We start from the raw sequence: 23,510 nt of genomic DNA, 5'->3' as shown, positions 1-23,510 counted from the left end.
ATGAGCAAACCGGACAGCATCAAACTCGCACTTTCCAGACGTCTGCTGTCGCGCCTTGAACCCTGGCGCGCTGCAGGCGGCTGGCGCGTCGCATTCTCCGGTGGGCTCGATTCCACTGTTCTGCTTCATCTGCTGGCCGAATTGGCCAGGGCTCACGCATTTCCTCCTCTGACCGCTGTTCACGTCAATCATGGCCTGCAAGCGGTGGCTGCGTCGTGGCCGGTGCATTGCCGGCAGATGTGTCAGATTCTGGGCGTGCCGATGCAGGTCATCGACGTCCAAGTGCGTCCTGGCGCCAGTCTCGAACAAGCTGCTCGTGACGCTCGCTACGCCGCGTTCAACTCAACGCTTGGGGAGGGCGAAGTGCTGCTCGTAGCCCAGCACCGTGACGATCAGGCAGAGACGCTGCTGTTCCGCCTGCTGCGTGGCGCCGGGGTGCGCGGGCTGGCTGCCATGCCGGCGCAGCGTCCTTTGGGCGCTGGGCACCTGTTTCGCCCCCTGCTGGACGAAGCCCGCGCGACCCTTGAGGCCTATGCCCGCGAACAGGGCCTGAGCTGGATCGAAGACCCGAGTAACAAGGACAGCCGCTTTTCGCGCAACTATCTGCGCAGGGATGTGCTTCCCCTGGTGACAGCCCGCTGGCCTCAAGCGATCGCGAGCATGGCCCGCAGCGCCGCGCATCTGGCCGAAGCCCAGCAGTTGCTGGACGAACTGGCGATCCAGGACCTTGCTCCCGCCGAGACGCCGTGCCCCTGGCCCTGGCTCGATATGCCGTCCCTTGAGCTAGCGCCCCTCGAAGCGTTGTCACCCGCCCGGCAACGCAACGCATTGCGCCACTGGCTGGCCCCGCTGACTCGACTGCCGGACACCGACCATTGGGCCGGCTGGGATTCTCTGCGCGATGCCGGCCCTGATGGTCGGCCCATCTGGCGGCTGGCGGACGGGCAGGTCCACCGGGCCGAAGGGCGTGTGTGGTGGCTGTCGGGGATCTGGCTGAAAAACGTCGCCGGTTCACAACACTGGTCCCTGGCCTCGCAACCGCTCACGCTGCCGGGCAATGGCCTGGTGCAAATCCTAGGTGCAGCCCCCCCAGGCGGATTGCACGTGCATTACCGTCAGGGCGGCGAAACGTTCGACGTGCCCGACCGAGGTCGGCGCGACCTCAAACGGTTGCTCAATGAAAAGGGCGTACCGGTTTTTCTGCGCGGCCGATTGCCGCTGCTGTACCGCGGCGAACAGTTATTGGCCGTGGCGAACCTCCCCGGACTGGACGCAAGCCCCCGTGGCGACTGGCGATTGCACTGGTTGCCCCCGACGAATGACCAAAGTTTGAGCTGAAAGGGCGTTTCCGGTAGACTACGCTCCCTTCTTGATACAGCTTATGTCGATCCTTCCGGAACGATGCAAGTTGCCGATTACCAGCCAGTCTTTACTGGGCGATTCTCAAAAATGTGGCGAGCCACGGACAGACCTTTTCAAGGTCGTTCGCTGATGTGGGCGTGACAAATTCGAAAACGCACAGTGATGCAGCAGGTTGTCGGGGGCTTCGGCCTTCCTTCGCTTTCCCCGGCGGCTCTGACCGCTTTAACGCAGACTTCTAGGGTTTTTCATGACGCGCTACATCTTCGTCACGGGCGGTGTTGTTTCTTCATTGGGGAAAGGCATTGCCTCGGCTTCATTGGCGGCCATCCTGGAGGCGAGGGGACTTAAGGTCACCATGCTCAAGCTGGACCCCTACATCAACGTCGACCCCGGCACCATGAGCCCGTTCCAGCACGGCGAGGTGTTCGTCACTCACGACGGCGCCGAAACGGACCTGGACCTGGGTCACTACGAGCGTTTCATTCGCACCACCATGACCCAGAACAACAACTTCACCACCGGCCGTGTTTACGAACACGTCCTGCGCAAAGAGCGCCGTGGTGATTATCTGGGCGCGACCATTCAGGTGATTCCGCACATCACCGACGAAATCAAGCGTCGCATCATCAAGGGTGCCGGCGATGCCGACGTCGCCATGGTCGAAATCGGCGGTACCGTGGGCGACATCGAGTCACAACCGTTCCTCGAAGCGATCCGTCAACTGCGTTTCGAAGTGGGCGCCAAGCGCGCCATGCTCATGCACCTGACGCTGGTTCCGTACATCGCCACCGCTGGCGAAACCAAGACCAAACCGACTCAGCATTCGGTCAAGGAACTCCGTTCGATAGGCCTGCAGCCAGACGTGCTGGTCTGCCGCTCCGACCACCCGATCGACATCTCGTCGCGCCGCAAGATCGCCCAGTTCACCAACGTCGAAGAGCGCGCGGTCATCGCCCTCGAAGACGCCGACACCATCTACAAGATTCCGGGCATCCTGCACTCCCAGGGCCTTGACGATTTCGTCGTCGAGCGCTTCGGTCTGCAGTGCGGCAGCGCCGACCTGTCCGAGTGGGAAAAGGTTGTCGATGCCAAGCTCAATCCGGAACACGAAGTCACCATCGCGATGGTCGGCAAGTACATGGAGCTGCTCGACGCCTACAAGTCGTTGATCGAAGCCATGAGCCACGCCGGCATCAGCAACCGTACCAAGGTCAACCTGCGTTACATCGACTCCGAAGACATCGAGAATCAGGGCACCGGCCTGCTCGAAGGTGTTGACGCGATTCTTGTCCCGGGCGGCTTCGGTCTGCGCGGCGTCGAGGGCAAGATCACAGCCGTACAGTTCGCTCGCGAAAACAAGGTTCCGTATCTGGGCATCTGCCTGGGCATGCAGGTGGCGGTCATCGAGTTCGCACGTAACGTGCTGGGCTGGAAAGACGCCAACTCCACCGAGTTTGATCGCGCCAGCCAGCACCCTGTAGTGGGTCTGATTACCGAATGGGAAGACGCTACCGGAGCTGTCGAAACGCGCACCGAGACGTCCGATCTGGGCGGGACCATGCGCCTGGGCGCCCAGGAGTGCCTGCTTGAGCCGGGCTCTCTGGTCCACGATTGCTACGCCAACGACGTCATCGTCGAGCGCCATCGTCACCGTTATGAAGTCAACAACAAGCTGCTGCCGCAACTGGTCGAGGCGGGTCTGAAAATCTCCGGTCGCTCCGGTGATGGCGCACTGGTTGAAGTGGTCGAGTCCGCTGACCATCCATGGTTTGTGGCGTGCCAGTTCCACCCAGAGTTCACCTCCACGCCTCGCGATGGCCACCCGCTGTTCAGTGGCTTCGTCAAGGCAGCGCTTGCTCAACACCAGAAGAACGGCTGATAGGGAATTCATTACATGGCACAGAAAATCATCCGCGTCGGCTCGATCGACATCGCCAACGACAAACCGATGGTTCTGTTCGGCGGCATGAACGTTCTTGAATCCCGCGACATGGCCATGCAGGTCTGTGAAGAATACGTGCGCGTGACCGAGAAGCTCGGCATTCCCTACGTGTTCAAGGCCAGCTTCGACAAGGCCAACCGTTCGTCCGTGACTTCCTATCGCGGTCCGGGGCTTGAAGAAGGCATGCGGATCTTCCAGGACATCAAGCAAGCGTTCGGCGTGCCGATCATCACTGACGTGCACGAGCCTGATCAGGCGGCTGCGGTCGCTGAGGTCTGCGACATCATCCAGCTGCCGGCTTTCCTGTCCCGCCAGACCGATCTGGTGGTAGCCATGGCCAAGACCGGCGCCGTGATCAACATCAAGAAAGCCCAGTTCCTCGCGCCCCACGAGATGAAACACATCCTGGCCAAATGCGTCGAGGCGGGTAACGACCAGTTGATTTTGTGTGAGCGCGGTTCGAGCTTCGGCTACAACAACCTGGTCGTTGACATGCTCGGTTTCGGCATCATGAAATCGTTCGAATACCCGGTGTTCTTCGACGTGACACACGCTTTGCAAATGCCGGGCGGTCGCTCCGACTCCGCCGGTGGTCGTCGCGCTCAGGTGACTGATCTGGCCAAGGCCGGGATGAGCCAGGGCCTGGCCGGTCTGTTCCTGGAAGCCCATCCGGATCCGGACAATGCCAAATGCGACGGTCCCTGCGCCCTGCGTCTGGACAAGCTGGAACCGTTCCTGGCCCAGCTCAAGGCGCTCGACGAACTCGTCAAAAGCTTCCCGACGATCGAAACGGCTTAAAAACCCGCTTCACCGGCGCCGAGCCCTCCGGTAGAGTGCCGTTCGTTGTTTTCCCGACCAAAGGGTCGGGAAAATTGTCGTTTCCGGGCCTGCCCGTTGTCCTAGAGCCCTGAGACGCCGAATCGTTTTCCCAGCTGCGTCGTTTTCGTCAATCTTGGAGTGTTAACAACAATGGCAAAAATCGTCGACATCAAAGGTCGTGAAGTTCTCGACTCCCGTGGCAATCCCACCGTGGAAGCAGACGTGCTCCTCGACAACGGCATCATCGGCAGTGCATGCGCGCCGTCCGGTGCTTCCACCGGCTCGCGTGAAGCGCTTGAGCTGCGTGATGGCGACAAGAGCCGTTACATGGGCAAGGGCGTTCTGAAAGCTGTGGCCAACATCAATGGCCCAATCCGTGACCTGCTGCTGGGCAAGGACCCGGTTGATCAAAAGGCCCTGGATCACGCGATGATTCGGCTCGACGGCACCGAAAACAAGGCCAGCCTGGGCGCCAACGCGATCCTCGCCGTGTCTCTGGCGGCCGCCAAGGCAGCCGCTCAGGATCAGGACCTGCCGCTGTACGCTCACATTGCCAATCTGAACGGCACGCCGGGCGTCTACTCAATGCCGGTCCCGATGATGAACATCATCAACGGTGGCGAGCACGCTGATAACAACATCGACATCCAGGAATTCATGGTTCAGCCCGTCGGCGCCAAGACCTTCTCCGAAGGGCTGCGTTGGGGCACCGAGATTTTCCACCACCTCAAAGCAGTGCTGAAGGCGCGCGGCCTGAACACGGCGGTCGGTGACGAGGGCGGCTTTGCGCCAAACCTCAAATCCAATGCCGACGCACTCGATGCCATTGCCGAAGCGGTCGCCAATGCGGGCTACAAGCTGGGCACTGATGTGACCCTGGCACTGGACTGCGCGGCGAGCGAGTTCTACAAGAACGGCAAGTACGTATTGAGCGAAGAAGGCGAGTACGATTCGGCCGGTTTCGCCGACTACCTCGCTGACCTGGTCAGCAAGCACCCGATCATCTCCATCGAAGACGGTCTGGACGAGTCGGACTGGGATGGCTGGAAGGTCCTGACCGACAAAATCGGCGACAAGATCCAACTGGTGGGCGACGACTTGTTCGTGACCAACACCAAGATCCTGAAAGAAGGCATCGAGAAGAAAATCGGTAACTCGATCCTGATCAAGTTCAACCAGATCGGCACACTGACTGAAACACTGGAAGCCATCCAGATGGCCAAGGCAGCCGGTTACACCGCCGTGATCTCGCACCGTTCGGGTGAAACCGAAGACTCCACCATTGCCGACCTGGCTGTGGGCACCGCGGCCGGCCAGATCAAAACCGGTTCGTTGAGCCGTTCCGACCGTATCGCCAAGTACAACCAGTTGCTGCGTATTGAAGAGCAGTTGGGCGCCAAGGCGGTGTACCGTGGTCGCGGCGAGTTTCGCGGTTGATTGCAAAGATGTTAAAAAGGCAGCAGGCGTTGTAGGAGGAGTCGCTAAAAGGTGACTCCTCTTGTCGTCCTGATCCATAAGCCCGGTGACCACCGGGCTTATGGGCATTTGAAATGGTCGGTTTTGCTGTCTTTCTTCGCCGGGTAACAGATATTCACAATGCGCAGTCCTAACTGGTTGTTTCTCGTGCTGCTTTTGATGCTCGCTGGCCTGCAGTATCGCCTATGGGTAGGTAACGGCAGTCTTGCGCAGGTGGCCAGTCTGACCCAGCAAATCGCTGATCAACACGCTGAAAACGATGCCCTTCTGGAGCGCAACCGAGTGCTGGACGCGGAAGTGCTGGAGCTGAAAAAAGGCCTGGAAACGGTCGAAGAGCGTGCCCGTCATGAACTGGGCATGGTCAAAGACGGCGAAACCCTTTACCAGTTGGCTCAGTGACGTTGTCGCGATGACTCAATCCCTTCCTGCCTTCTGGGCAGTTATTCCCGCCGCGGGCATTGGCGCACGCATGGCGGCAGACCGTCCCAAGCAGTACCTGCAGCTGGGCGGCCTCACGATTATTGAACACAGCCTGCTTTGCTTTCTCGATCATCCCCGGCTCAAGGGCCTGGTGGTCAGCCTGGCTGTGGACGACCCCTATTGGCCCACATTGCCGTGCGCGCTGGATTCCCGTATCCAGCAAGTCGCTGGCGGCAAAGAGCGTGCGGATTCGGTGCTCAATGCGCTGCTGCACCTGCACGCCAATGGCGCCGATGACAATGACTGGGTCCTGGTTCACGATGCGGCGCGCCCGAACCTGACGCGTGCGGACCTCGACAACCTGCTGGCTGAACTCGCGGATGATCCGGTAGGTGGGCTTCTGGCGGTGCCGGCCAAAGACACCCTCAAGCGCGCCGACGCCAATGGCCGCGTGACCGAAACCGTGGATCGCAGCCTGATCTGGCAGGCCTATACGCCCCAGATGTTTCGCCTGGGCGCCTTGCACCGGGCACTGGCGGACAGTCTGGTGTCGAATGTGGCGATCACCGACGAAGCATCGGCCATCGAGTGGGCGGGCCAATCGCCGCGCCTCATCGAAGGACGCGCGGACAATATCAAGGTCACCCGCCCGGAAGACCTCGAATGGCTACGCCAGCGGCGCGTGGAATTCAACGGCTGATCCGTTTGCGATGAAGGCGGGTACATCCGCTGATTTTGCATGCGTAGGAGCGCTTGCCCGCGGACGCGATATGCCCGCGCCGTTGTTACAGCCTGACACTCTGCATTCGCGGGCAAGCGCGCTCCTACAAAGGATCGGCATGATTACTGTACTCATCCCGCGACGCCAGGCCCGCCTTCAGATAATCCACCAGCTTTCGCACCTTGGGCGACAGATGCCGTTGCTGCGGATAAAGCGCCCAGACAGCGGTGTTAGGTGGCTGATGAGCTTCCAGTAATGACACCAGCGAGCCGCGTTTTAGATGCTCCAGCACGTAGTAATCCGGGAGCTGGCAAAGGCCCGCTCCGCGCAGCGCAGCATCCAGTACCGCCTGCCCGCTGTTGCAGCGCCAATTGCCTTGTACCCGCTGAGAAAATTCCCTTCCGTTCTGCTGCAGCAGCCAGGTGTCAGAGCTGCCGATCAGACAATTGTGCCTGCTCAGCTCCGAGACGCTGTGGGGGCGGCCGTACCGCTCGATGTAGGAGGGCGAGGCGCACAAATACATTTTGCGCGGGGCGAGTCGCGCGGCAACCAGTCTGGATTCCTGCAAGCGACCCAGACGGATCGCCAGGTCCAGACCCTCATGGACCAGATCCAGCGTGTTGTTGGTCAGTTCGATGTCCACGCGCAGTTGCGGGTAGTCCGCCATGAAGCGTGTTACCAGCGGCGCGATGAACCGCTCGCCATACGCAACGGCGCAGGTCATGCGCAAGAGTCCCTTGGGCTCGCTGGTCAGGTCCGTCACCGCACGCAGCGCTTCCTCGCGCCCGTCCTGCAGCCGCTGGCAGTGATGCAGAAACGTTTGTCCCGCTTCGGTAAGCGCCACTTTGCGTGTGCTGCGATACAGCAGCCGCGTCTGCAAGCGTTCTTCAAGCCGGGCGATCTGGCGACTGATGTGCGAAGACGACACGCCCAGCCGTTCAGCGGCGGCAGTGAACTGTCCACACTCGGCGACGGCAACGAACTCATCCAGACCTTCCCAGCGATTTGCCTGCATCGATTGTCCCTGCACTGCATTAATGTTTTGCTTTCAGGCGGATTATTCATCAGCTGGCACTGTAATACACTCTGGGCTCGTTTTTATTTAGCTGGAGATCCTGATGATCAAGTCACGTGCTGCCGTCGCGTTCGCGCCCAATGAACCACTGCAGATTGTCGAAGTGGACGTTGAGGCCCCGAAAGCCGGCGAGGTGTTGATTCGTACCGTCGCATCCGGCGTTTGCCATACCGATGCCTACACCCTGTCCGGTGCTGATTCCGAAGGCGTCTTCCCGTGCATCCTTGGGCACGAAGGCGGCGGCGTGGTTGAAGCCATCGGCGAAGGCGTGACCTCACTGGCTGTGGGCGACCACGTCATTCCGCTGTACACCGCTGAGTGCCGTGAGTGCAAATTCTGCAAATCCGGCAAAACCAACCTGTGCCAGAAGGTCCGGGCCACTCAGGGCAAAGGGCTGATGCCCGACGGCACAACGCGCTTCAGCTACAACGGTCAGCCGATCTACCACTACATGGGTTGCTCGACATTCTCCGAGTACACCGTCGTGCCCGAAATTGCGCTGGCAAAAATCCCCAAGGAAGCGCCTTTGGAGAAAGTCTGCCTGCTGGGTTGCGGCGTCACGACTGGCATTGGCGCTGTGCTGAACACGGCCAAGGTCGAGGAGGGCGCAACCGTCGCCGTCTTTGGTCTGGGCGGTATTGGCCTGGCGGCGATCATCGGCGCGAAGATGGCCAAGGCTTCGCGCATCATCGCGGTGGACATCAACCCGTCGAAATTCGACGTGGCCCGTGAGTTGGGTGCCACCGAATTCGTCAATCCGAAAGACCACGACAAGCCGATTCAGGAAGTCATCGTAGAAATGACCGATGGCGGCGTTGATTACAGCTTCGAGTGCGTAGGTAACGTGAACCTGATGCGCGCTGCTTTAGAGTCGTGCCACAAGGGCTGGGGCGAATCGGTGATCATCGGCGTGGCCGGAGCGGGCCAGGAAATCTCAACCCGTCCCTTCCAGTTGGTGACCGGTCGCGTCTGGCGCGGTTCTGCATTCGGTGGCGTCAAGGGCCGCACCGAATTGCCAAGCTACGTCGAAAAAGCGCAGTCCGGCGAAATCCCTCTGGACACGTTCATCACCCATACCATGGGCCTGGACCGAATCAACGAAGCCTTCGACCTCATGCACGAAGGCAAAAGCATTCGTACGGTCATTCATTTCTGAAGAGCAGCGGCAAGCTACGAGCTTCTGGCCCGCCAGGGGAGGTGAATCAGCCCCTCGCCGCTTGAGGCTTGCAGCTTGCCGCTCGGAGATCCCCATGAGCCTGGAAAATATCTCGTGCCAGAAAAGCTTCGGCGGCTGGCACAAGCGTTACAAACATCATTCCGATGTGCTCGGTTGTGACATGACGTTCGCGGTGTATCTGCCTCCCCAGGCAGAGCAGAGTGGCAAGTTGCCGGTGGTTTACTGGCTGTCAGGACTGACCTGCACCGACGAAAACTTCATGCAGAAGGCCGGCGCCTTGCGCGTGGCGGCTGAGCTCGGCTTGATCATTGTTGCACCTGACACCAGCCCGCGCGGCGCTGACGTGCCGGATGACCCGGATAACGCCTACGACTTCGGCCTGGGCGCGGGCTTCTACCTGAATGCCACCGAACAGCCCTGGGCACGGCATTACCGCATGTACGACTACGTGGTCAGCGAGTTGCCGGCGTTGATCGAGGCGCACTTTCCAGCTTCGCAGAAGCGCAGCATCAGTGGTCATTCCATGGGCGGACATGGCGCCCTGATCAGCGCATTGCGCAATCCTGGCCGCTATCAGTCCGTCTCGGCGTTCTCGCCCATCTGCAACCCGATGGACTGTCCGTGGGGGCAAAAAGCCTTTTCGCGTTACCTGGGCGAAGACCGTTCGCGCTGGCGTGAATGGGATGCCACCGTGCTCATCGCCGAGGCCACCGAGCGCTTGCCGTTGCTGGTGGAACAGGGTGATCGCGACGACTTCCTCGACAATCAGCTCAAGCCGGACTCGTTGGTCCAGGCCGCGAAGGCTGCCGGTCATCCCCTGGAATTGCGCATGCAGCCTGGGTATGACCACAGCTATTACTTCATTGCCAGTTTCATCGAAGATCACTTGCGCTATCACGCACGGGCTCTGGCGGACTGAAACACCGCGTTCAATCGCAGCGGCACACGCAATTGAGCGCGGCCCGACCCCAACCGCAGCCAAAGTAGGTAGAATCACGCCCTGACTTTTCCAGGGCGTTTTTTATGCGTATTGGCCACGGCTATGATGTGCACCGTTTCGCTGAAGGCGATTTCATTACCTTGGGCGGCGTGCGAATTGCGCACACGGCGGGCCTGCTCGCTCATTCCGACGGCGACGTCTTGTTGCACGCGCTGAGCGACGCCCTGTTGGGCGCTGCTGCGCTGGGCGACATCGGCAAGCACTTTCCCGATACCGACCCGCAATTCAAGGGTGCTGACAGCCGGGTGCTGCTTCGCCACGTCTTGAAGCAAGTGCAGGGCAAAGGCTGGAAGGTGGGCAACGTAGACGCCACCATCGTCGCTCAGGCGCCGAAGATGGCCCCTCACATCGAGCGCATGCGTGCGTTGATCGCCGAAGACCTGCAGGTCGACATCGACCAGGTCAATGTCAAAGCCACCACCACTGAAAAGCTTGGTTTTACCGGGCGTGAAGAAGGCATTGCCGTCCACGCCGTCGCGCTGTTGATCAGAGCATGACCGAGCTTGAACTGCTGGGCCCGAGAGCTTACGGCGATGCGTTGGGTACTGCCGTGCTGAAGGCGACGGCCGAAGACTTCCAGGTTGATGAAGTGCTGGACATCCCGCTGTCCGGGGATGGTGAGCACTTGTGGCTCTGGGTCGAGAAACGCGGCTTGAATACCGAGGAAGCGGCCCGGCGCCTGGCCAAAGCGGCTGGCGTGCCGCTGCGCACCGTCAGCTATGCCGGTTTGAAGGACCGTCAGGCATTGACCCGCCAGTGGTTCAGCATTCAACTTCCGGGCAAGGCTGACCCGGATATGTCGGCGGCAGAAAACGACTCGCTGAAAATCCTCGACAGCATGCGTCACAAACGCAAGTTGCAGCGCGGCGCCCATGCAGCCAACGGATTTACGCTGCGTCTGACGCAATTGCAGGCTGATACGGTTCGGCTTGATGCACGCCTGGAATCGATCAGGCAGCACGGCATCCCCAATTACTTTGGCGCCCAGCGTTTCGGCCATGAAGGCGGCAACCTTGGCGAAGCCCGCCACTATGCCGAACGTCAGGCGTTGCCCGAGCAGCGCAATGTGCGCTCGCGACTGCTGTCCACCGCCCGCAGCTATGTGTTCAACCAGGTGCTCGCCGCCCGAGTCGCCGATGGCAGTTGGCAACGTGCGCAGGTGGGCGATTTGCTGGCGTTCACCGACAGCCGCAGTTTCTTCTCTGCAGGCGAGGCAGAGTGCAGCGATCCGCGGTTGGCGATCCTGGACCTGCACCCTACCGGGCCGCAGTGGGGCGAAGGTGAATCTCCGGCCAGCGGCGCTACCGCCGAGCTTGAAAACGATGTCGCCGCACGCGAGGCGTCACTGTGTAACTGGTTGATAAAAGCGGGAATGGAGCACGAGCGTCGTATCCTGCGACTGCCCATCGGGCGGCTGACGTGGCATTATCCCGAGCCTGACATTCTGCAACTGGAATTCGTCCTGCCGGCCGGGTGCTTCGCCACTGCTTTGGTGCGTGAACTCGTTGATCTGGCGACAGCAGGGCAGACGGACAGCTCATGCGTATTCTGATTTCAAATGATGATGGGGTCACGGCACCCGGCCTTGCCGCGCTTCATGGCGCGCTGGCGGGATATGCCGACTGCGTGGTCATTGCGCCCGATCAAGACAAAAGCGGCGCGAGCAGTTCGCTGACGCTTGATCGGCCACTGCACCCGCACACCCTCGACAACGGCTTTATCAGTCTCAACGGTACCCCGACCGACTGTGTGCACATGGGGCTGAACGGCCTGCTGCCCGATGAGCCTGACATGGTGGTATCGGGGATCAACCTGGGCGCCAACCTGGGCGACGATGTGCTGTATTCAGGCACCGTGGCTGCTGCGCTTGAAGGACGTTTTCTGCAGCGACCCTCATTTGCCTTTTCATTTTTATCCCGTCAGGTCGATAACCTGGCAACCGCCGCGCACTTTGCCCGGCTTTTGGTCGAAGCCCACGAACGCCTCGATCTTCCACCACGTACCGTATTGAATGTGAATATCCCGAACCTGCCGCTGGCCCATGTGCGTGGCATCCAGTTGACCCGCCTTGGCCATCGCACCCGAGCCGCGGCGCCCGTGCGCGTGGTCGACCCGCGCGGCAAGGCCGGTTACTGGATCGCTGCCGCCGGAGATGCCGAAGACGGCGGCCCGGGCACTGATTTCCATGCCGTCATGCAGGGTTATGTGTCGATCACTCCGTTGCAGCTGGATCGTACCTATCAGGACGGTTTCAACAGCCTGAACGCATGGCTGGAGGGAATGGCCTGATGTCGCGTGAGCAAGATGATCTGTTACGACGTGGCGTGGGGATGACATCCCAGCGTACCCGCGAGCGCCTGATTCAACGGTTGTGCGAAGAAGGCATTGCCAACACCCAGGTACTGGATGTCATTCGCAAAACGCCTCGTCACCTGTTTGTCGACGAAGCGCTGGCGCACCGTGCCTACGAAGACACCGCGCTGCCAATCGGCAATAACCAGACGATTTCGCAGCCTTACATGGTGGCGCGCATGAGCGAGCTGCTGCTGGCGGCAGGCCCGCTGGACAAGGTGCTCGAAATCGGTACGGGCTCGGGTTATCAGACCGCTGTGCTGGCGCAACTGGTCGAACGGGTTTTTTCCGTCGAGCGCATCAAGGTGTTGCAGGATCGGGCCAAGGAACGTCTTGTCGAACTGAACCTGCGCAACATGGTGTTCCGCTGGGGCGACGGCTGGGAAGGTTGGCCGGCGCTCGCACCTTATAACGGCATCATCGTGACCGCAGTGGCCACTGACATACCTCAAGCGTTACTGGACCAATTGGCCCCGGGTGGACGCCTGGTCATTCCAGTGGGTGCCGGGGAGGTCCAGCAGCTGATGCTGATCATTCGCGAGGAAAACGGCTTCTCCCGGCATGTGCTGGGCGCTGTTCGATTCGTTCCGCTGCTCAACGGGCCGCTCGCCTGAAGGCTATTTTGCGCGGTCAATGAATTCCCCAAGGCGCCGCCGGTCTACAGGCTGGCGTTTTGCGGCGACGCTTCGGTCAACGAGGGTCGCCTTGTTGCACACCATTATCCATGGCTGTCTGGTCGCTACACGGCACAAGGCGGCGTCTTTTTTCAGTCACCGGTAAAGGGAGTGGCGGGTGAGTCTCACAGTCATTCGGCAGCGTAGTTCTTCAACAAGTTTTCAGCGTCTGGTGATTGGAGTTGCCCTGAGTATCCTTCTGGTCGGCTGCTCCAGCACGCCATCGGGAGGCGTGCGCGTCGTTGATCGCAACGGCAAGTCCACCGTGCCAACGCGCCAGCCTGTCACCACGGGCCAGTACGTCGTGAAGCGTGGCGATACTCTCTTTTCCATTGCATTCCGTTACGGATGGGACTGGAAAGCGCTGGCTGCGCGCAACAATATTCCCGAGCCGTTCACTATCCATGTGGGGCAGACGATTCGTTTCGACGGCCGTGCCAGTTCACCCTCCACAGCGGTTGCAACCGGCCCGGCCAGTGTTCCGCAGACCACGACGAGCAGTTCGACATCGCCTTCCGGGTCGCTCAAAACCACGGTTATATCCAGGCCGGTGGGCGCTGTTTCCGCGACCACGCCACCCCCTTCGAGCAACTCGACGACCACGCCGGTCAACACCACGGTGGTCGCTGGCGCCCGTTCGCCGAGCGGCTGGACGTGGCCAACGAGCGGTGTTTTGATCAGCAAGTTCTCTTCAAACGGTAGTTTGAATAAAGGAATTGATATCGCTGGAGATTTGGGACAGCCTGTTTTGGCCGCGTCTGATGGGTCAGTGGTGTACGCCGGGAGTGGATTAAGGGGCTACGGCGAGCTGATCATCATCAAACACAGCGACACCTACGTCAGCGCATACGGACATAACCGTAGGCTTTTGGTTCGGGAGGGGCAGCAGGTCAAGGCAGGGCAAAGTATTGCCGAGATGGGATCCACGGGAACAGACCGGGTGAAACTGCATTTCGAGATTCGCCGCCAGGGCAAACCTGTGGATCCACTGGAATTCTTGCCACGTCGCTGATCGGTTGTCAGCCTGTTCCTGCGTAGAGGGGACAGGCTCAAGTGCTGCCATGGAAGAAGGCGTCACTGGAGCTTGAGGTCGAACTCACCAAAGGACTATAACAATGGCTCTCAGCAAAGAAGCGCCGGAGTTTGACATAGACGACGAAGTTCTCCTGATGGAGCCCGGAATCGTTCTGGATTCTGTAACGGATGAGAAGCCAGCTGCGCCTTCTGTTCGTGCAAAGCCCAAAAACTCTGCAGCACTCAAACAGCATAAATACATTGACTACACGCGGGCGCTGGACGCTACGCAGCTGTACCTCAATGAAATCGGTTTCTCCCCCCTGCTTTCCCCGGAAGAAGAAGTCCACTTTGCGCGCCTGTCGCAAAGCGGCGATCCGGCCGGGCGCAAGCGCATGATTGAAAGCAACCTGCGTCTGGTTGTGAAAATCGCCAGGCGTTACGTTAACCGTGGTTTGTCACTGCTGGACTTGATCGAAGAGGGCAATCTTGGCCTGATTCGCGCAGTCGAAAAATTCGACCCCGAGCGCGGGTTTCGTTTCTCGACGTACGCCACCTGGTGGATCCGTCAAACCATTGAACGGGCGATCATGAATCAGACGCGAACCATCCGTCTGCCCATTCATGTCGTCAAAGAGCTCAACGTCTACCTGCGTGCGGCGCGGGAATTGACGCAAAAACTTGACCACGAACCCTCCCCTGAAGAAATCGCCAACCTGCTTGAAAAGCCGGTCGGGGAAGTCAAACGCATGCTCGGTCTCAACGAGCGCGTGTCTTCGGTGGATGTATCGCTGGGGCCTGACTCGGACAAGACGCTGCTCGACACCCTGACCGACGATCGTCCTACCGACCCGTGCGAACTGCTTCAGGACGATGATTTGTCCCAGAGCATTGATCAGTGGCTCTCTGAGCTCACGGACAAACAGCGTGAAGTGGTGATTCGTCGCTTCGGGCTACGCGGCCACGAAAGCAGCACGCTCGAGGATGTAGGCCTGGAAATCGGGCTGACCCGCGAGCGCGTGCGCCAGATTCAAGTGGAGGGCCTCAAGCGTCTCCGTGAGATTCTGGAGAAGAACGGGCTATCCAGTGAATCACTCTTTCAATAGGGATCGATTCGCCCGTTCACTCTGCACACTGAAAAGCCTCGACGCGTCGGGGCTTTTTTTTGGGCCGCTGAATGGGCTTAAGAGTAGGTGCCCATCGGAGTGGCTCTGGTACCTCGCGCGTCACGACGGCAGCGATGTCTGCGATGCTTACTGAGGTTGTAAGCAGTTACTTACACGTGGCGTGAGTCATCGCCTCAGCTTGGGTTCAGCATGTCCCCATCAGATGAAGGTAAGCGATCAAATCATTGATTTAAAAGGCTATTATTTCGTTTGTAACAGGGGCGTGGAATTTTCCTGAAAAATTTCGGCTGTTGCTCCAGCCGGGGAAATGACTAATATCAGCCCTGTGCCAACGGATGGGTACAAGCGGTCAAGGATGACTGCTCAAGGACATCGCAGGACGCGATTCATCAGGATGATGAGCAAGGATTAAAGGGATTATGGAAACGTGGGCGGGTCATACCGCCCCTTTTTTCGTCTGCAGAAAAGTGACGACAGCTTTTCGAGCTCATGCAAAAAAGGCCCCGAAGGGCCTTTTTACGTTGCAACGCTCTAGCGTTCCAGGTCAGCGATCTTGCCGGTCTTGCCATCCCACTCCGCAGCATCGGGGAGCGCATCTTTACGCTCCGTGATGTTGGGCCAGACGTCTGCCAGTTCGGCGTTGAGCTGGATGAAGTTCTCCATCCCTGCCGGAATCTCGTCTTCCGAGAAAATCGCATTGGCGGGGCATTCAGGCTCGCACAGCGCGCAATCGATGCACTCGTCCGGGTGGATCACCAGGAAGTTCGGGCCTTCGTAAAAGCAGTCCACCGGACAGACTTCTACGCAGTCGGTGTACTTGCACTTGATGCAGTTGTCGGTGACGACGAAGGTCATTTCTAATTCTCTCCTCAGGCGGCGGCAGCAAGGCCGTTCAGTCCGGCTTGCCAGGTACGGGAAGTCCCCCGGCCGTAAAACTCAGCTTTTCGAGCAACGCGGCAGCCACGGTATGCTGCGGCGTTGTCCGACCTTGGTTCGCTGCGTTCAAACGCGGCCAGTGCGCTGTGAAGCCAGGCTAAAAGCTCACAGGGTCCCGAACCGCGCGGGATTCTAACAGCTTGTTACGGATCACGTTAGATGCGTGTTTTCATCGAATACAACAACTCAAGCGCCTGACGTGGAGTCAAGTCGTCGATCTTCAGGTTCGACAACTCGTCCAGCACAGGGTGCGGCAGACTCGCAAACATGTCGCTCTGCATGGGAAGCGGAGGCTTGCCTGGCTTGGCCTTGGGTTTTTCGTGGGGCAGGCTGGTGGTTTCGAGACGCAACAGATGCTCCTTGGCTCGCGTAATCACCCGGCCCGGAACGCCGGCCAACTGCGCAACCGCAAGGCCGTAGCTCTGGCTGGCAGGGCCCGGCAGTACGCGATGCAGGAACACAATGCGCTCGTTGTGCTCCGTCGCATTCAAGTGCACGTTGGCCACCAGCGGTTCGCTTTCAGGCAGGACCGTCAGCTCGAAGTAATGCGTGGCGAACAGCGTATAGGCACGAAGCTGCGCAAGGCATTCTGCCGCTGCCCATGCCAGCGAGAGCCCGTCAAAGGTGCTGGTGCCGCGTCCGACTTCATCCATCAGCACCAGACTCTTGTCGGTGGCGTTGTGCAGGATATTCGCCGTTTCGCTCATTTCAACCATGAACGTGGAGCGTCCACCCGCCAGGTCGTCGCTTGAACCGATGCGCGTGAAGATACGGTCCACCAGCGACAATTCACAGCTCGCCGCCGGTACGAAGCTGCCGATGTGTGCGAGCAGTACGATCAAGGCAGTCTGGCGCATGTAGGTGGATTTACCGCCCATGTTGGGACCGGTGATCACCAGCATGCGGGTGTTGTCGTCCAGGTCCAGGTCATTGGCCACGAACGGCGAGGACAGCACTTGCTCCACCACAGGGTGACGACCCTGCTCGATACGCATGCACGGTTCGTCAGTGAAGCGCGGACGGTTGAGGTCCAGATTGAGCGCGCGTTCGGCCAGATTGCTTAGCACATCCAGCTCTGCCAGCGCCGCTGCGGTGTCCTGAAGCGGCGCGAGGTGGCTGATCAAGTCCTCCAGCAGCGCCTCGTAGAGCATTTTTTCCCGGGCCAGTGCGCGGCTCTTGGCTGACAGCGCCTTGTCTTCGAACTCCTTGAGCTCTGGCGTGATAAAACGCTCGGCACCCTTGAGCGTTTGCCGGCGGATGTAATCGGCTGGCGCCTGTTCCGCCTGTTTGCTCGGCAGCTCGATAAAGTAGCCGTGTACGCGGTTGTAACCCACCTTCAGATTGGCGAGTCCGGTGCGCGCTTTTTCACGGGCTTCGAGGTCAATCAGGAACTGACCGGCGTTTTCACTCAACGACAGCAGCTCATCCAGTTCGCCGTCGTAGCCGGTTTTGAGTACACCGCCATCGCGGATGACTGCCGGCGGGTTATCAATGATCGCGCGTTGCAGCAGGTCCGCGAGCTCTGGATAGGTGCCCGCGGTTTTCGCGAGCTGCTGGATGTGCGGCGCTTCAAGCTCCGCCAGCGCCAATTGCAGTTCGGGCAACGCGCTCAGGGCATCACGCAGACGCGCCAGGTCACGGGGACGGGCATTGCGCAGGCCGATACGCGCGAGAATGCGCTCAATGTCGCCGATCTCCTTCAGCTGCGGTTGCAGGTTCTCGAAGCGGTAGCGCTCGAGGAAGCAGCCGATAGACTCCTGTCGCGCCTGAAGGGTCGTTAAATCGCGCAGCGGCCGGTTCAGCCAACGGGTCAGCAACCGCGTTGCCATGGCGGTCTGACAGCGATCCATGACCGACTGCAGGGTGTTGTCACGTCCGCCCGCCAGGTTAGTGTCCAGTTCCAGATTGCGGCGGCTGGCGCCATCGAGAATGACCGTGTCATCCAGGCGCTCATGACGCAGGCTGCGCAGGTGTGGCAACGCTGTGCGCTGGGTTTCTTTGGCATAACCCAACAGGCAGCCGGCCGCGCCGATGGCCAGGGTCAGGTTCTCGCAGCCGAAGCCTTTCAAGTCCTGCGTCGAAAATTGCTGACACAGGCTTTTATGTGCCGAATCGCGCTCGAAGTCCCATGGCGCACGACGCCGTGCCCCGCGCCGCTTTTCGGCTGGCAGGCCCTGCGGCCAGTCATCGGGAATCAGCAGCTCGACCGGGTTGATTCGTTCGAGCTCGGCCAGCAGGTTTTCCCAGCCCTTGATTTCCAGTACGGTGAAATTGCCGCTGGTGATGTCCAGCACGGCAAGCCCGAACAGGCGCTCGTCACCCAGCACGGCGGCGATCAGGTTGTCCCGACGCTCGTCGAGCAAGGCTTCGTCGCTGACGGTACCCGGCGTGATGATGCGCACCACTTGCCGGTCGACCGGCCCTTTGCTGGTCGCCGGGTCACCGATCTGTTCGCAGATGACCACCGACTCCCCCAGCTTCACCAGTTTGGCCAGATAGCCTTCTGCTGCGTGATAGGGGATGCCGCACATGGGAATGCTTTGCCCGGCTGACTGACCGCGCGCAGTCAATGTGATGTCTAGCAGCTTGGCTGCCTTCTTGGCGTCTTCGTAGAAAATTTCGTAGAAGTCACCCATGCGATAGAACATCAGCTGGTCGGGATGCTGATTTTTCAGCCGCCAGTACTGCTGCATCATGGGGGTGTGCGAGGTGAGGTCGGAAATTGCTTTATTCATCAGTGGGTTAGGCAAATTCTGTAGGAGATTGAGGCAGGTTTCGGGCGACGACGCGGATTCCACCTACGTGGTTCGCTGTCGGTTCCGATTGCTTTTGCGATGGCGGCAAGATTACCACGCACGTTCGCAGGCCGCAGGTCCGGGTGATTCGTCACGGCGCGTTTCTGAACCCCCACGAGGGCCGTTTAGCTGTCTAGGATGTCGAGGCACCGCCCGATTGGAGGCGGCAATATGAACAAGGATTGCTCTATGCAACGCAAACGAGGACGAGATTCAACCAACGGTCGCTTCATACCACTGGAGGAAGCCAGGCAGCGTCCACGGGAGACCATCGTGGAGACCGTGAAGAAACCCTGCTCCGAAAAACCGGAGCGCAAATAGTGTCTTGTGGGCGGATCAGGGGTCAGGTCGCATTCTGCCTTGCGCATCGAAGCTGCTCGTGTAGCGTGTCTTCTTTGCCCGCACCGACATGGAGAACTCCCCGTGGATGACATTACTCACTTGGCCGCTACGTTAGGCCAGCAGCTACTGGCTGCCGGCGCTCAGGTCAGTACGGCCGAGTCTTGCACCGGCGGCGGCATTGCCGAAGCCATCACCCGCATCCCCGGCAGTTCGGCCTGGTTCGAGGCGGGGTATGTGACCTATTCCAACCGACAGAAGACGCAACAACTGGCGGTCCCGCAAGCGTTGTTCGCGCAAGTCGGGGCCGTCAGCCGCGAGGTGGTCGAGGCCATGGCCAAAGGCGCGCAGGCTAACAGCGGCGCGCAGTTTTCGGTCGCTGTCAGCGGCGTTGCCGGGCCGGACGGCGGTTCAGAGGAAAAACCCGTTGGCACCGTGTGGATCTGCTGGGCAGCGGCGGAACGATTGATCTCCGAGCGCTTTCTATTTGCAGGTGACCGCGACGCGGTCCGCCGACAAACGGTGAGTGCCGCGTTAGAGGGCCTGCTGCGCCTCTCCCGTGGAGAAATACCAAATCAGGGGTAGGCGCGCGTCTGACCCTGTGGAATAATACTGGCTACTTATACAGTTATATCGGCCGTCAAGGCCTAACCTATTACGAGAGGATTCAATGGACGACAACAAGAAGAAAGCCTTGGCTGCGGCCTTGGGTCAGATCGAGCGTCAGTTCGGCAAAGGTGCCGTAATGCGCATGGGTGACCATGACCGCCAGGCTATTCCTGCTATCTCCACCGGCTCTTTGGGTCTCGATATCGCGCTCGGTATCGGCGGCCTGCCAAAAGGCCGAATTGTTGAAATCTACGGCCCGGAGTCTTCGGGTAAAACTACGCTGACGCTGTCGGTCATCGCAGAGGCCCAGAAAATGGGCGCTACCTGCGCATTCGTCGACGCCGAGCACGCCCTTGACCCGGAATACGCCGGCAAGCTGGGTGTGAACGTTGATGACCTTCTGGTTTCTCAGCCGGACACCGGCGAACAGGCCCTTGAAATCACTGACATGCTGGTGCGCTCCAACGCGATCGACGTCATCGTCGTCGACTCCGTGGCCGCATTGGTACCCAAGGCTGAGATCGAAGGCGAAATGGGCGACATGCACGTCGGCCTGCAAGCCCGATTGATGTCCCAGGCACTGCGCAAGATCACCGGTAACATCAAGACTGCCAACTGCCTCGTAATCTTCATCAACCAGATCCGTATGAAGATCGGCGTGATGTTCGGCAGCCCTGAAACCACCACCGGTGGTAACGCTCTGAAGTTCTATGCGTCGGTTCGTCTGGACATTCGCCGTACGGGCGCGGTCAAGGAAGGCGACGAAGTCGTCGGCAGCGAAACCCGCGTCAAAGTGGTCAAGAACAAAGTCGCTCCGCCATTCCGTCAGGCTGAGTTCCAGATTCTCTACGGCAAGGGCATCTACCGTAACGGCGAGATCATCGACCTCGGTGTGCTGCACGGTCTGCTGGAGAAGTCCGGTGCCTGGTACAGCTATCAGGGCAGCAAGATCGGTCAGGGTAAAGCGAACTCTGCGAAGTTCCTGGCGGACAACCCTGAAATCGGCACCACCCTCGAAAGGCAGATTCGCGAGAAGCTGCTGACTGCGGCCCCTGATGTAAAAGCCCAATCGTCCCGCGTAGCGACAGACGATGTGGCTGAAGTCGAAGCTGACGCGGATATCTGATCCCCGTCATGCCAGCTGTGCTTGATACACCCGTCGCTGTAAGGCGGACTGCAATGGACCTGCTCGCGCGCCGCGAGCACGGTCGGGTCGAGCTGACGCGTAAGTTGCGTCAGCGCGGCGCCCCTCCTGAATTGATTGAAGCTGCTCTTGACCGTCTGACGGAAGAAGGGCTGCTGTCTGAATCCCGATACCTTGAAAGTTTTGTTTCCTACCGTGCCCGTTCGGGCCACGGCCCTTTGCGTATTCGTGAAGAACTGGGTCAACGTGGATTGCAGCGCGCCGATATCGAACAAGCGCTGCGCGAGTGCGGCATCGACTGGCGCGAAAAGCTGGAAGAACTGTGGCAGCGCAAGTTCAGCGGGCAGCTGCCCAAGGACACCCGAGAACGTGGGCAGCAAATGCGCTTTCTGAGTTATCGCGGTTACCCGCCTGAACTGATTGGCCGTTTGCTAAGCGGGAAAAGCAGCGACGATTAATGATCAGCACACACACATAAAGGCGCACCTGGGTGCGCCTTTATGCATCTAGCCTCAGGTGGATTGCACAGGCTTGGCAGCCCGGGCTGGTTGGGTATGCCCAAGCCCAGCCCAGTTCTGTTTCAGATTTACGAAATCCACCAGTTCGCGCAAGCGGCCATGGTTGCGGCCGTTGAATTTGAACGCCAGGCGGGTGAGATGGCTGAATTGCGCCTCGTCATATTCGTCCTGATGTGCGTATTGCTGAAATTCATCGGCCAAACGCAAATCTGAAAACTGCTCTTGCAAGGTCTTGAGCGCGTGGTCATTCAGGGCGTGGTGCATGCGGATGACGAACGTATTCTTGAGCCAGCGGCTTGAATGGAAGTTGCTGTAGAACTGATCGATTTCGGCGACAGCTTCCTCAGCGCTGTACACCAGCTTCATCAAATTCATGTCGGCAGGAAGAATGTACTTGTTGGCTTCGAGCTCGTTCCTGATGAAACCGAGCGCCCCCTCCCAGAACGTTCCTCCGGGCGCATCCAGCAGCACAATCGGGACGAGAGGGCTTTTGCCGGTCTGGATCAGCGTCAGCACTTCCAGCGCCTCATCAAGGGTACCGAAGCCTCCCGGGCAGAGCACCAGGGCGTCAGCCTCTTTGACGAAGAAGAGCTTGCGTGTGAAGAAGAAGTGGAACGGCAGCAGGTTGCCTGTGCCATCCACGGTAGCATTGGCGTGTTGCTCGAACGGCAGTGTGATGTTGAACCCCAGGCTGTGATCCAGGCCTGCACCTTCGTGTGCTGCGGCCATGACCCCGCCACCGGCACCGGTGATTACCATCAGGTCCGCGGCGGCGAGCTGCTTACCCAGTTCACGGGCCAAGGCGTATACGGGGTGCTCAAGAGGCGTGCGTGCAGATCCAAATACCGTAACCTTGCGACGGCCTTTGAAACCCTCAAGCACGCGAAAGGCGTTCTCCAGTTCGCGCATGGCTTGCAGGGTGATTTTGGCATTCCACCGGCTTAGATCATCCTGAGCCATGCGCAGCACGGTCAGGGTCATGTCGCGGTAGAGCGCAAGATTCGGGCTGTCCGGGGCGACCGAACCGAGGAGTTCTTCTACCTTGAGAGCAAGGTCGATTCCGTTGTTCTTGAAGTGCTGAGGCAACGCGTCGCTGGGTACGTAAGGCATTACGCTTTCTCCTGATGCAGAATCAGTGCTCGACGCCATCGGGCGGGATCGCGACGCTTCGTGCGTCGTCGGCGCGTAACGCATCCGAAGGATGTGGCACCTGCCACTATGCGGCGCCTGATTCTGGCCTGATCCATGGGTGGCAAAAAGAAAACTCTGATGGCAAGCCCGACGACAGGCAACCCTTTCTTGCGCAAAGAGTGTGATGGGGCGTGACGGACACACAGACTGAAAGGGTCCGGCCCGGGCTGTTGCAAGGAGAGGCGTGCAATGGAAAAGGGAGGGACAGCGCAGTAGAGCAGGAAGGGCTGGGACCTGCGTGCTGAGCAAACTCGAAGCACGCAGACCGGAGAACGAGTTACATCACTTTTTCTTGGCAGGTGGTTTTGCAGCGCAATCGGCCGCTTTAATTTCCTGAGTAGTGATGAGTTTGTTGGTTTTGTATTCAGTGAACTGGTACCGCAGGATCGCGCCCTTGGCCATCAGCTGGCGATAGCCCGGGTTTCGGCAGACGCTGCCGCCCAATTGACCGCGGACGTCATCGAGGTTTTCACGCATTTGCGCGGCCTGGCCGGACTGAACGCTCAAGTGGTTGATGAGCATCTTGCCTTCGACGGTGTAGCCTTCGTCGAGAATGTCTTCGTTGATGGCGCGTGGCGTGCCGACACTGCTTTCCTTCGCGACTTTATCAAGCATCTGGCTCAGTTCGTAATCCTGCTTGGACGCCGCATTGGCGCACAGTGGAGCGAGGAGCAAAAGCGTGAGAGTGGGGGCGATGAGGCGCAGCATTGAATTCTCCTGGTGCGTGGACGGGTGGTGCAGAGGCTGGCCGTTGGACCGGCGACATTCCGAGGCGTTCACTGCTGGCGTGGCGGCTCTCAGGGCCGGTCAGTATAGGGA

General features: G+C 59.6%; 22 protein-coding genes. 17 read left to right on the top strand and 5 right to left on the bottom strand.

All coding sequences use genetic code 11. The features are described from left to right. The 6 genes from tilS to ispD all read left to right on the top strand — a co-directional run bounded on the left by tilS (position 1) and on the right by ispD (position 6,719). A complete protein-coding gene (gene tilS / locus LT42_RS14475; RefSeq protein ID WP_037014222.1) occupies positions 1 to 1,338 on the top strand; it encodes a tRNA lysidine(34) synthetase TilS in 1,338 nt (445 codons plus the stop codon). A gap of 271 nt (positions 1,339 to 1,609) precedes the next feature. Next, positions 1,610 to 3,241 (top strand): CTP synthase, encoded by a 1,632-nt coding sequence (locus LT42_RS14470; RefSeq protein ID WP_037014220.1) that lies wholly within the window; start codon positions 1,610 to 1,612, stop codon positions 3,239 to 3,241. Positions 3,242 to 3,256: 15 nt separating this feature from the next. Next, positions 3,257 to 4,102 (top strand): 3-deoxy-8-phosphooctulonate synthase, encoded by an 846-nt coding sequence (gene kdsA / locus LT42_RS14465; protein ID WP_037014217.1) that lies wholly within the window; start codon positions 3,257 to 3,259, stop codon positions 4,100 to 4,102. Between the two features lie 171 nt (positions 4,103 to 4,273). Further along, the gene (eno, locus tag LT42_RS14460; RefSeq protein WP_037014215.1) at positions 4,274 to 5,560 is read left to right on the top strand and encodes a phosphopyruvate hydratase; all 1,287 of its coding nucleotides are present in this window, start codon (positions 4,274 to 4,276) and stop codon (positions 5,558 to 5,560) included. Between the two features lie 159 nt (positions 5,561 to 5,719). Further along, positions 5,720 to 5,998, top strand: a complete 279-nt coding sequence (ftsB, locus tag LT42_RS14455; protein WP_037014212.1) for a cell division protein FtsB — start codon at positions 5,720 to 5,722, stop codon at positions 5,996 to 5,998. Between the two features lie 10 nt (positions 5,999 to 6,008). Next, positions 6,009 to 6,719, top strand: coding sequence for a 2-C-methyl-D-erythritol 4-phosphate cytidylyltransferase (ispD, locus tag LT42_RS14450; protein WP_037014210.1), 711 nt, complete (start codon positions 6,009 to 6,011; stop codon positions 6,717 to 6,719). Positions 6,720 to 6,843: 124 nt separating this feature from the next. Here ispD and LT42_RS14445 read toward each other — a convergent pair whose 3' ends face one another. Continuing rightward, on the bottom strand, positions 6,844 to 7,755 hold the full coding sequence (locus LT42_RS14445; protein ID WP_037014209.1) for a LysR substrate-binding domain-containing protein: 912 nt from the start codon (positions 7,753 to 7,755) through the stop codon (positions 6,844 to 6,846). Positions 7,756 to 7,858: 103 nt separating this feature from the next. On the opposite strand from LT42_RS14445, the gene LT42_RS14440 reads away from it, so the two are divergent. From LT42_RS14440 to rpoS, 8 genes are all read left to right on the top strand, one after another. Then, entirely contained in the window at positions 7,859 to 8,971 is a 1,113-nt protein-coding gene (locus LT42_RS14440) for an S-(hydroxymethyl)glutathione dehydrogenase/class III alcohol dehydrogenase (protein WP_037014206.1), read from the top strand. Positions 8,972 to 9,065: 94 nt separating this feature from the next. After that, a complete protein-coding gene (gene fghA / locus LT42_RS14435; RefSeq protein ID WP_037014204.1) occupies positions 9,066 to 9,911 on the top strand; it encodes an S-formylglutathione hydrolase in 846 nt (281 codons plus the stop codon). A 104-nt stretch (positions 9,912 to 10,015) separates the two neighbouring features. Then, positions 10,016 to 10,489 (top strand): 2-C-methyl-D-erythritol 2,4-cyclodiphosphate synthase, encoded by a 474-nt coding sequence (gene ispF, locus LT42_RS14430; protein WP_037014202.1) that lies wholly within the window; start codon positions 10,016 to 10,018, stop codon positions 10,487 to 10,489. Then, on the top strand, positions 10,486 to 11,544 hold the full coding sequence (truD, locus tag LT42_RS14425; RefSeq protein ID WP_037014199.1) for a tRNA pseudouridine(13) synthase TruD: 1,059 nt from the start codon (positions 10,486 to 10,488) through the stop codon (positions 11,542 to 11,544). Before ispF ends, truD begins: the two co-directional genes overlap by 4 nt. Next, positions 11,532 to 12,281, top strand: a complete 750-nt coding sequence (surE, locus tag LT42_RS14420) for a 5'/3'-nucleotidase SurE (protein ID WP_037014196.1) — start codon at positions 11,532 to 11,534, stop codon at positions 12,279 to 12,281. Before truD ends, surE begins: the two co-directional genes overlap by 13 nt. A gap of 41 nt (positions 12,282 to 12,322) precedes the next feature. Then, complete coding sequence (locus LT42_RS14415) at positions 12,323 to 12,958, top strand: protein-L-isoaspartate(D-aspartate) O-methyltransferase (protein WP_191944989.1); 636 nt, start codon at positions 12,323 to 12,325, stop codon at positions 12,956 to 12,958. A 178-nt stretch (positions 12,959 to 13,136) separates the two neighbouring features. Beyond that, positions 13,137 to 14,030: a peptidoglycan DD-metalloendopeptidase family protein gene (locus LT42_RS14410; RefSeq protein WP_037014190.1), complete on the top strand. Its 894-nt coding sequence runs from the start codon at positions 13,137 to 13,139 to the stop codon at positions 14,028 to 14,030. A 103-nt stretch (positions 14,031 to 14,133) separates the two neighbouring features. Then, positions 14,134 to 15,138: an RNA polymerase sigma factor RpoS gene (gene rpoS, locus LT42_RS14405; RefSeq protein ID WP_037014187.1), complete on the top strand. Its 1,005-nt coding sequence runs from the start codon at positions 14,134 to 14,136 to the stop codon at positions 15,136 to 15,138. A gap of 552 nt (positions 15,139 to 15,690) precedes the next feature. Here rpoS and fdxA read toward each other — a convergent pair. Both fdxA and mutS read right to left on the bottom strand, forming a co-directional pair. Further along, on the bottom strand, positions 15,691 to 16,014 hold the full coding sequence (gene fdxA, locus LT42_RS14400; RefSeq protein ID WP_037014184.1) for a ferredoxin FdxA: 324 nt from the start codon (positions 16,012 to 16,014) through the stop codon (positions 15,691 to 15,693). A 236-nt stretch (positions 16,015 to 16,250) separates the two neighbouring features. Beyond that, entirely contained in the window at positions 16,251 to 18,818 is a 2,568-nt protein-coding gene (gene mutS / locus LT42_RS14395; RefSeq protein WP_208855916.1) for a DNA mismatch repair protein MutS, read from the bottom strand. Positions 18,819 to 19,313: 495 nt separating this feature from the next. On the opposite strand from mutS, the gene LT42_RS14390 reads away from it, so the two are divergent. From LT42_RS14390 to recX, 3 genes are all read left to right on the top strand, one after another. Continuing rightward, positions 19,314 to 19,814, top strand: coding sequence for a CinA family protein (locus LT42_RS14390; protein ID WP_037014178.1), 501 nt, complete (start codon positions 19,314 to 19,316; stop codon positions 19,812 to 19,814). 85 nt (positions 19,815 to 19,899) lie between these two features. Beyond that, positions 19,900 to 20,964 carry a recombinase RecA gene (gene recA, locus LT42_RS14385; RefSeq protein ID WP_037014175.1) on the top strand — a complete coding sequence of 355 codons (1,065 nt, stop codon included), beginning with the start codon at positions 19,900 to 19,902 and terminating at the stop codon, positions 20,962 to 20,964. Positions 20,965 to 20,972: 8 nt separating this feature from the next. Continuing rightward, the gene (gene recX, locus LT42_RS14380) at positions 20,973 to 21,440 is read left to right on the top strand and encodes a recombination regulator RecX (RefSeq protein WP_037014172.1); all 468 of its coding nucleotides are present in this window, start codon (positions 20,973 to 20,975) and stop codon (positions 21,438 to 21,440) included. Positions 21,441 to 21,494: 54 nt separating this feature from the next. Here recX and LT42_RS14375 read toward each other — a convergent pair whose 3' ends face one another. Continuing rightward, a complete protein-coding gene (locus tag LT42_RS14375) occupies positions 21,495 to 22,610 on the bottom strand; it encodes an LOG family protein (RefSeq protein WP_037014170.1) in 1,116 nt (371 codons plus the stop codon). A gap of 363 nt (positions 22,611 to 22,973) precedes the next feature. Next, entirely contained in the window at positions 22,974 to 23,399 is a 426-nt protein-coding gene (locus tag LT42_RS14370) for a quorum-sensing-regulated virulence factor family protein (RefSeq protein WP_037014168.1), read from the bottom strand. Positions 23,400 to 23,510: the final 111 nt, after the last annotated feature.

It is taken from the genome of Pseudomonas lutea, assembly GCF_000759445.1.
In the GTDB taxonomy this organism is placed as follows: Bacteria; Pseudomonadota; Gammaproteobacteria; order Pseudomonadales; family Pseudomonadaceae; genus Aquipseudomonas; species Aquipseudomonas lutea.
This window is presented reverse-complemented; position numbering and strand designations above follow the sequence as displayed.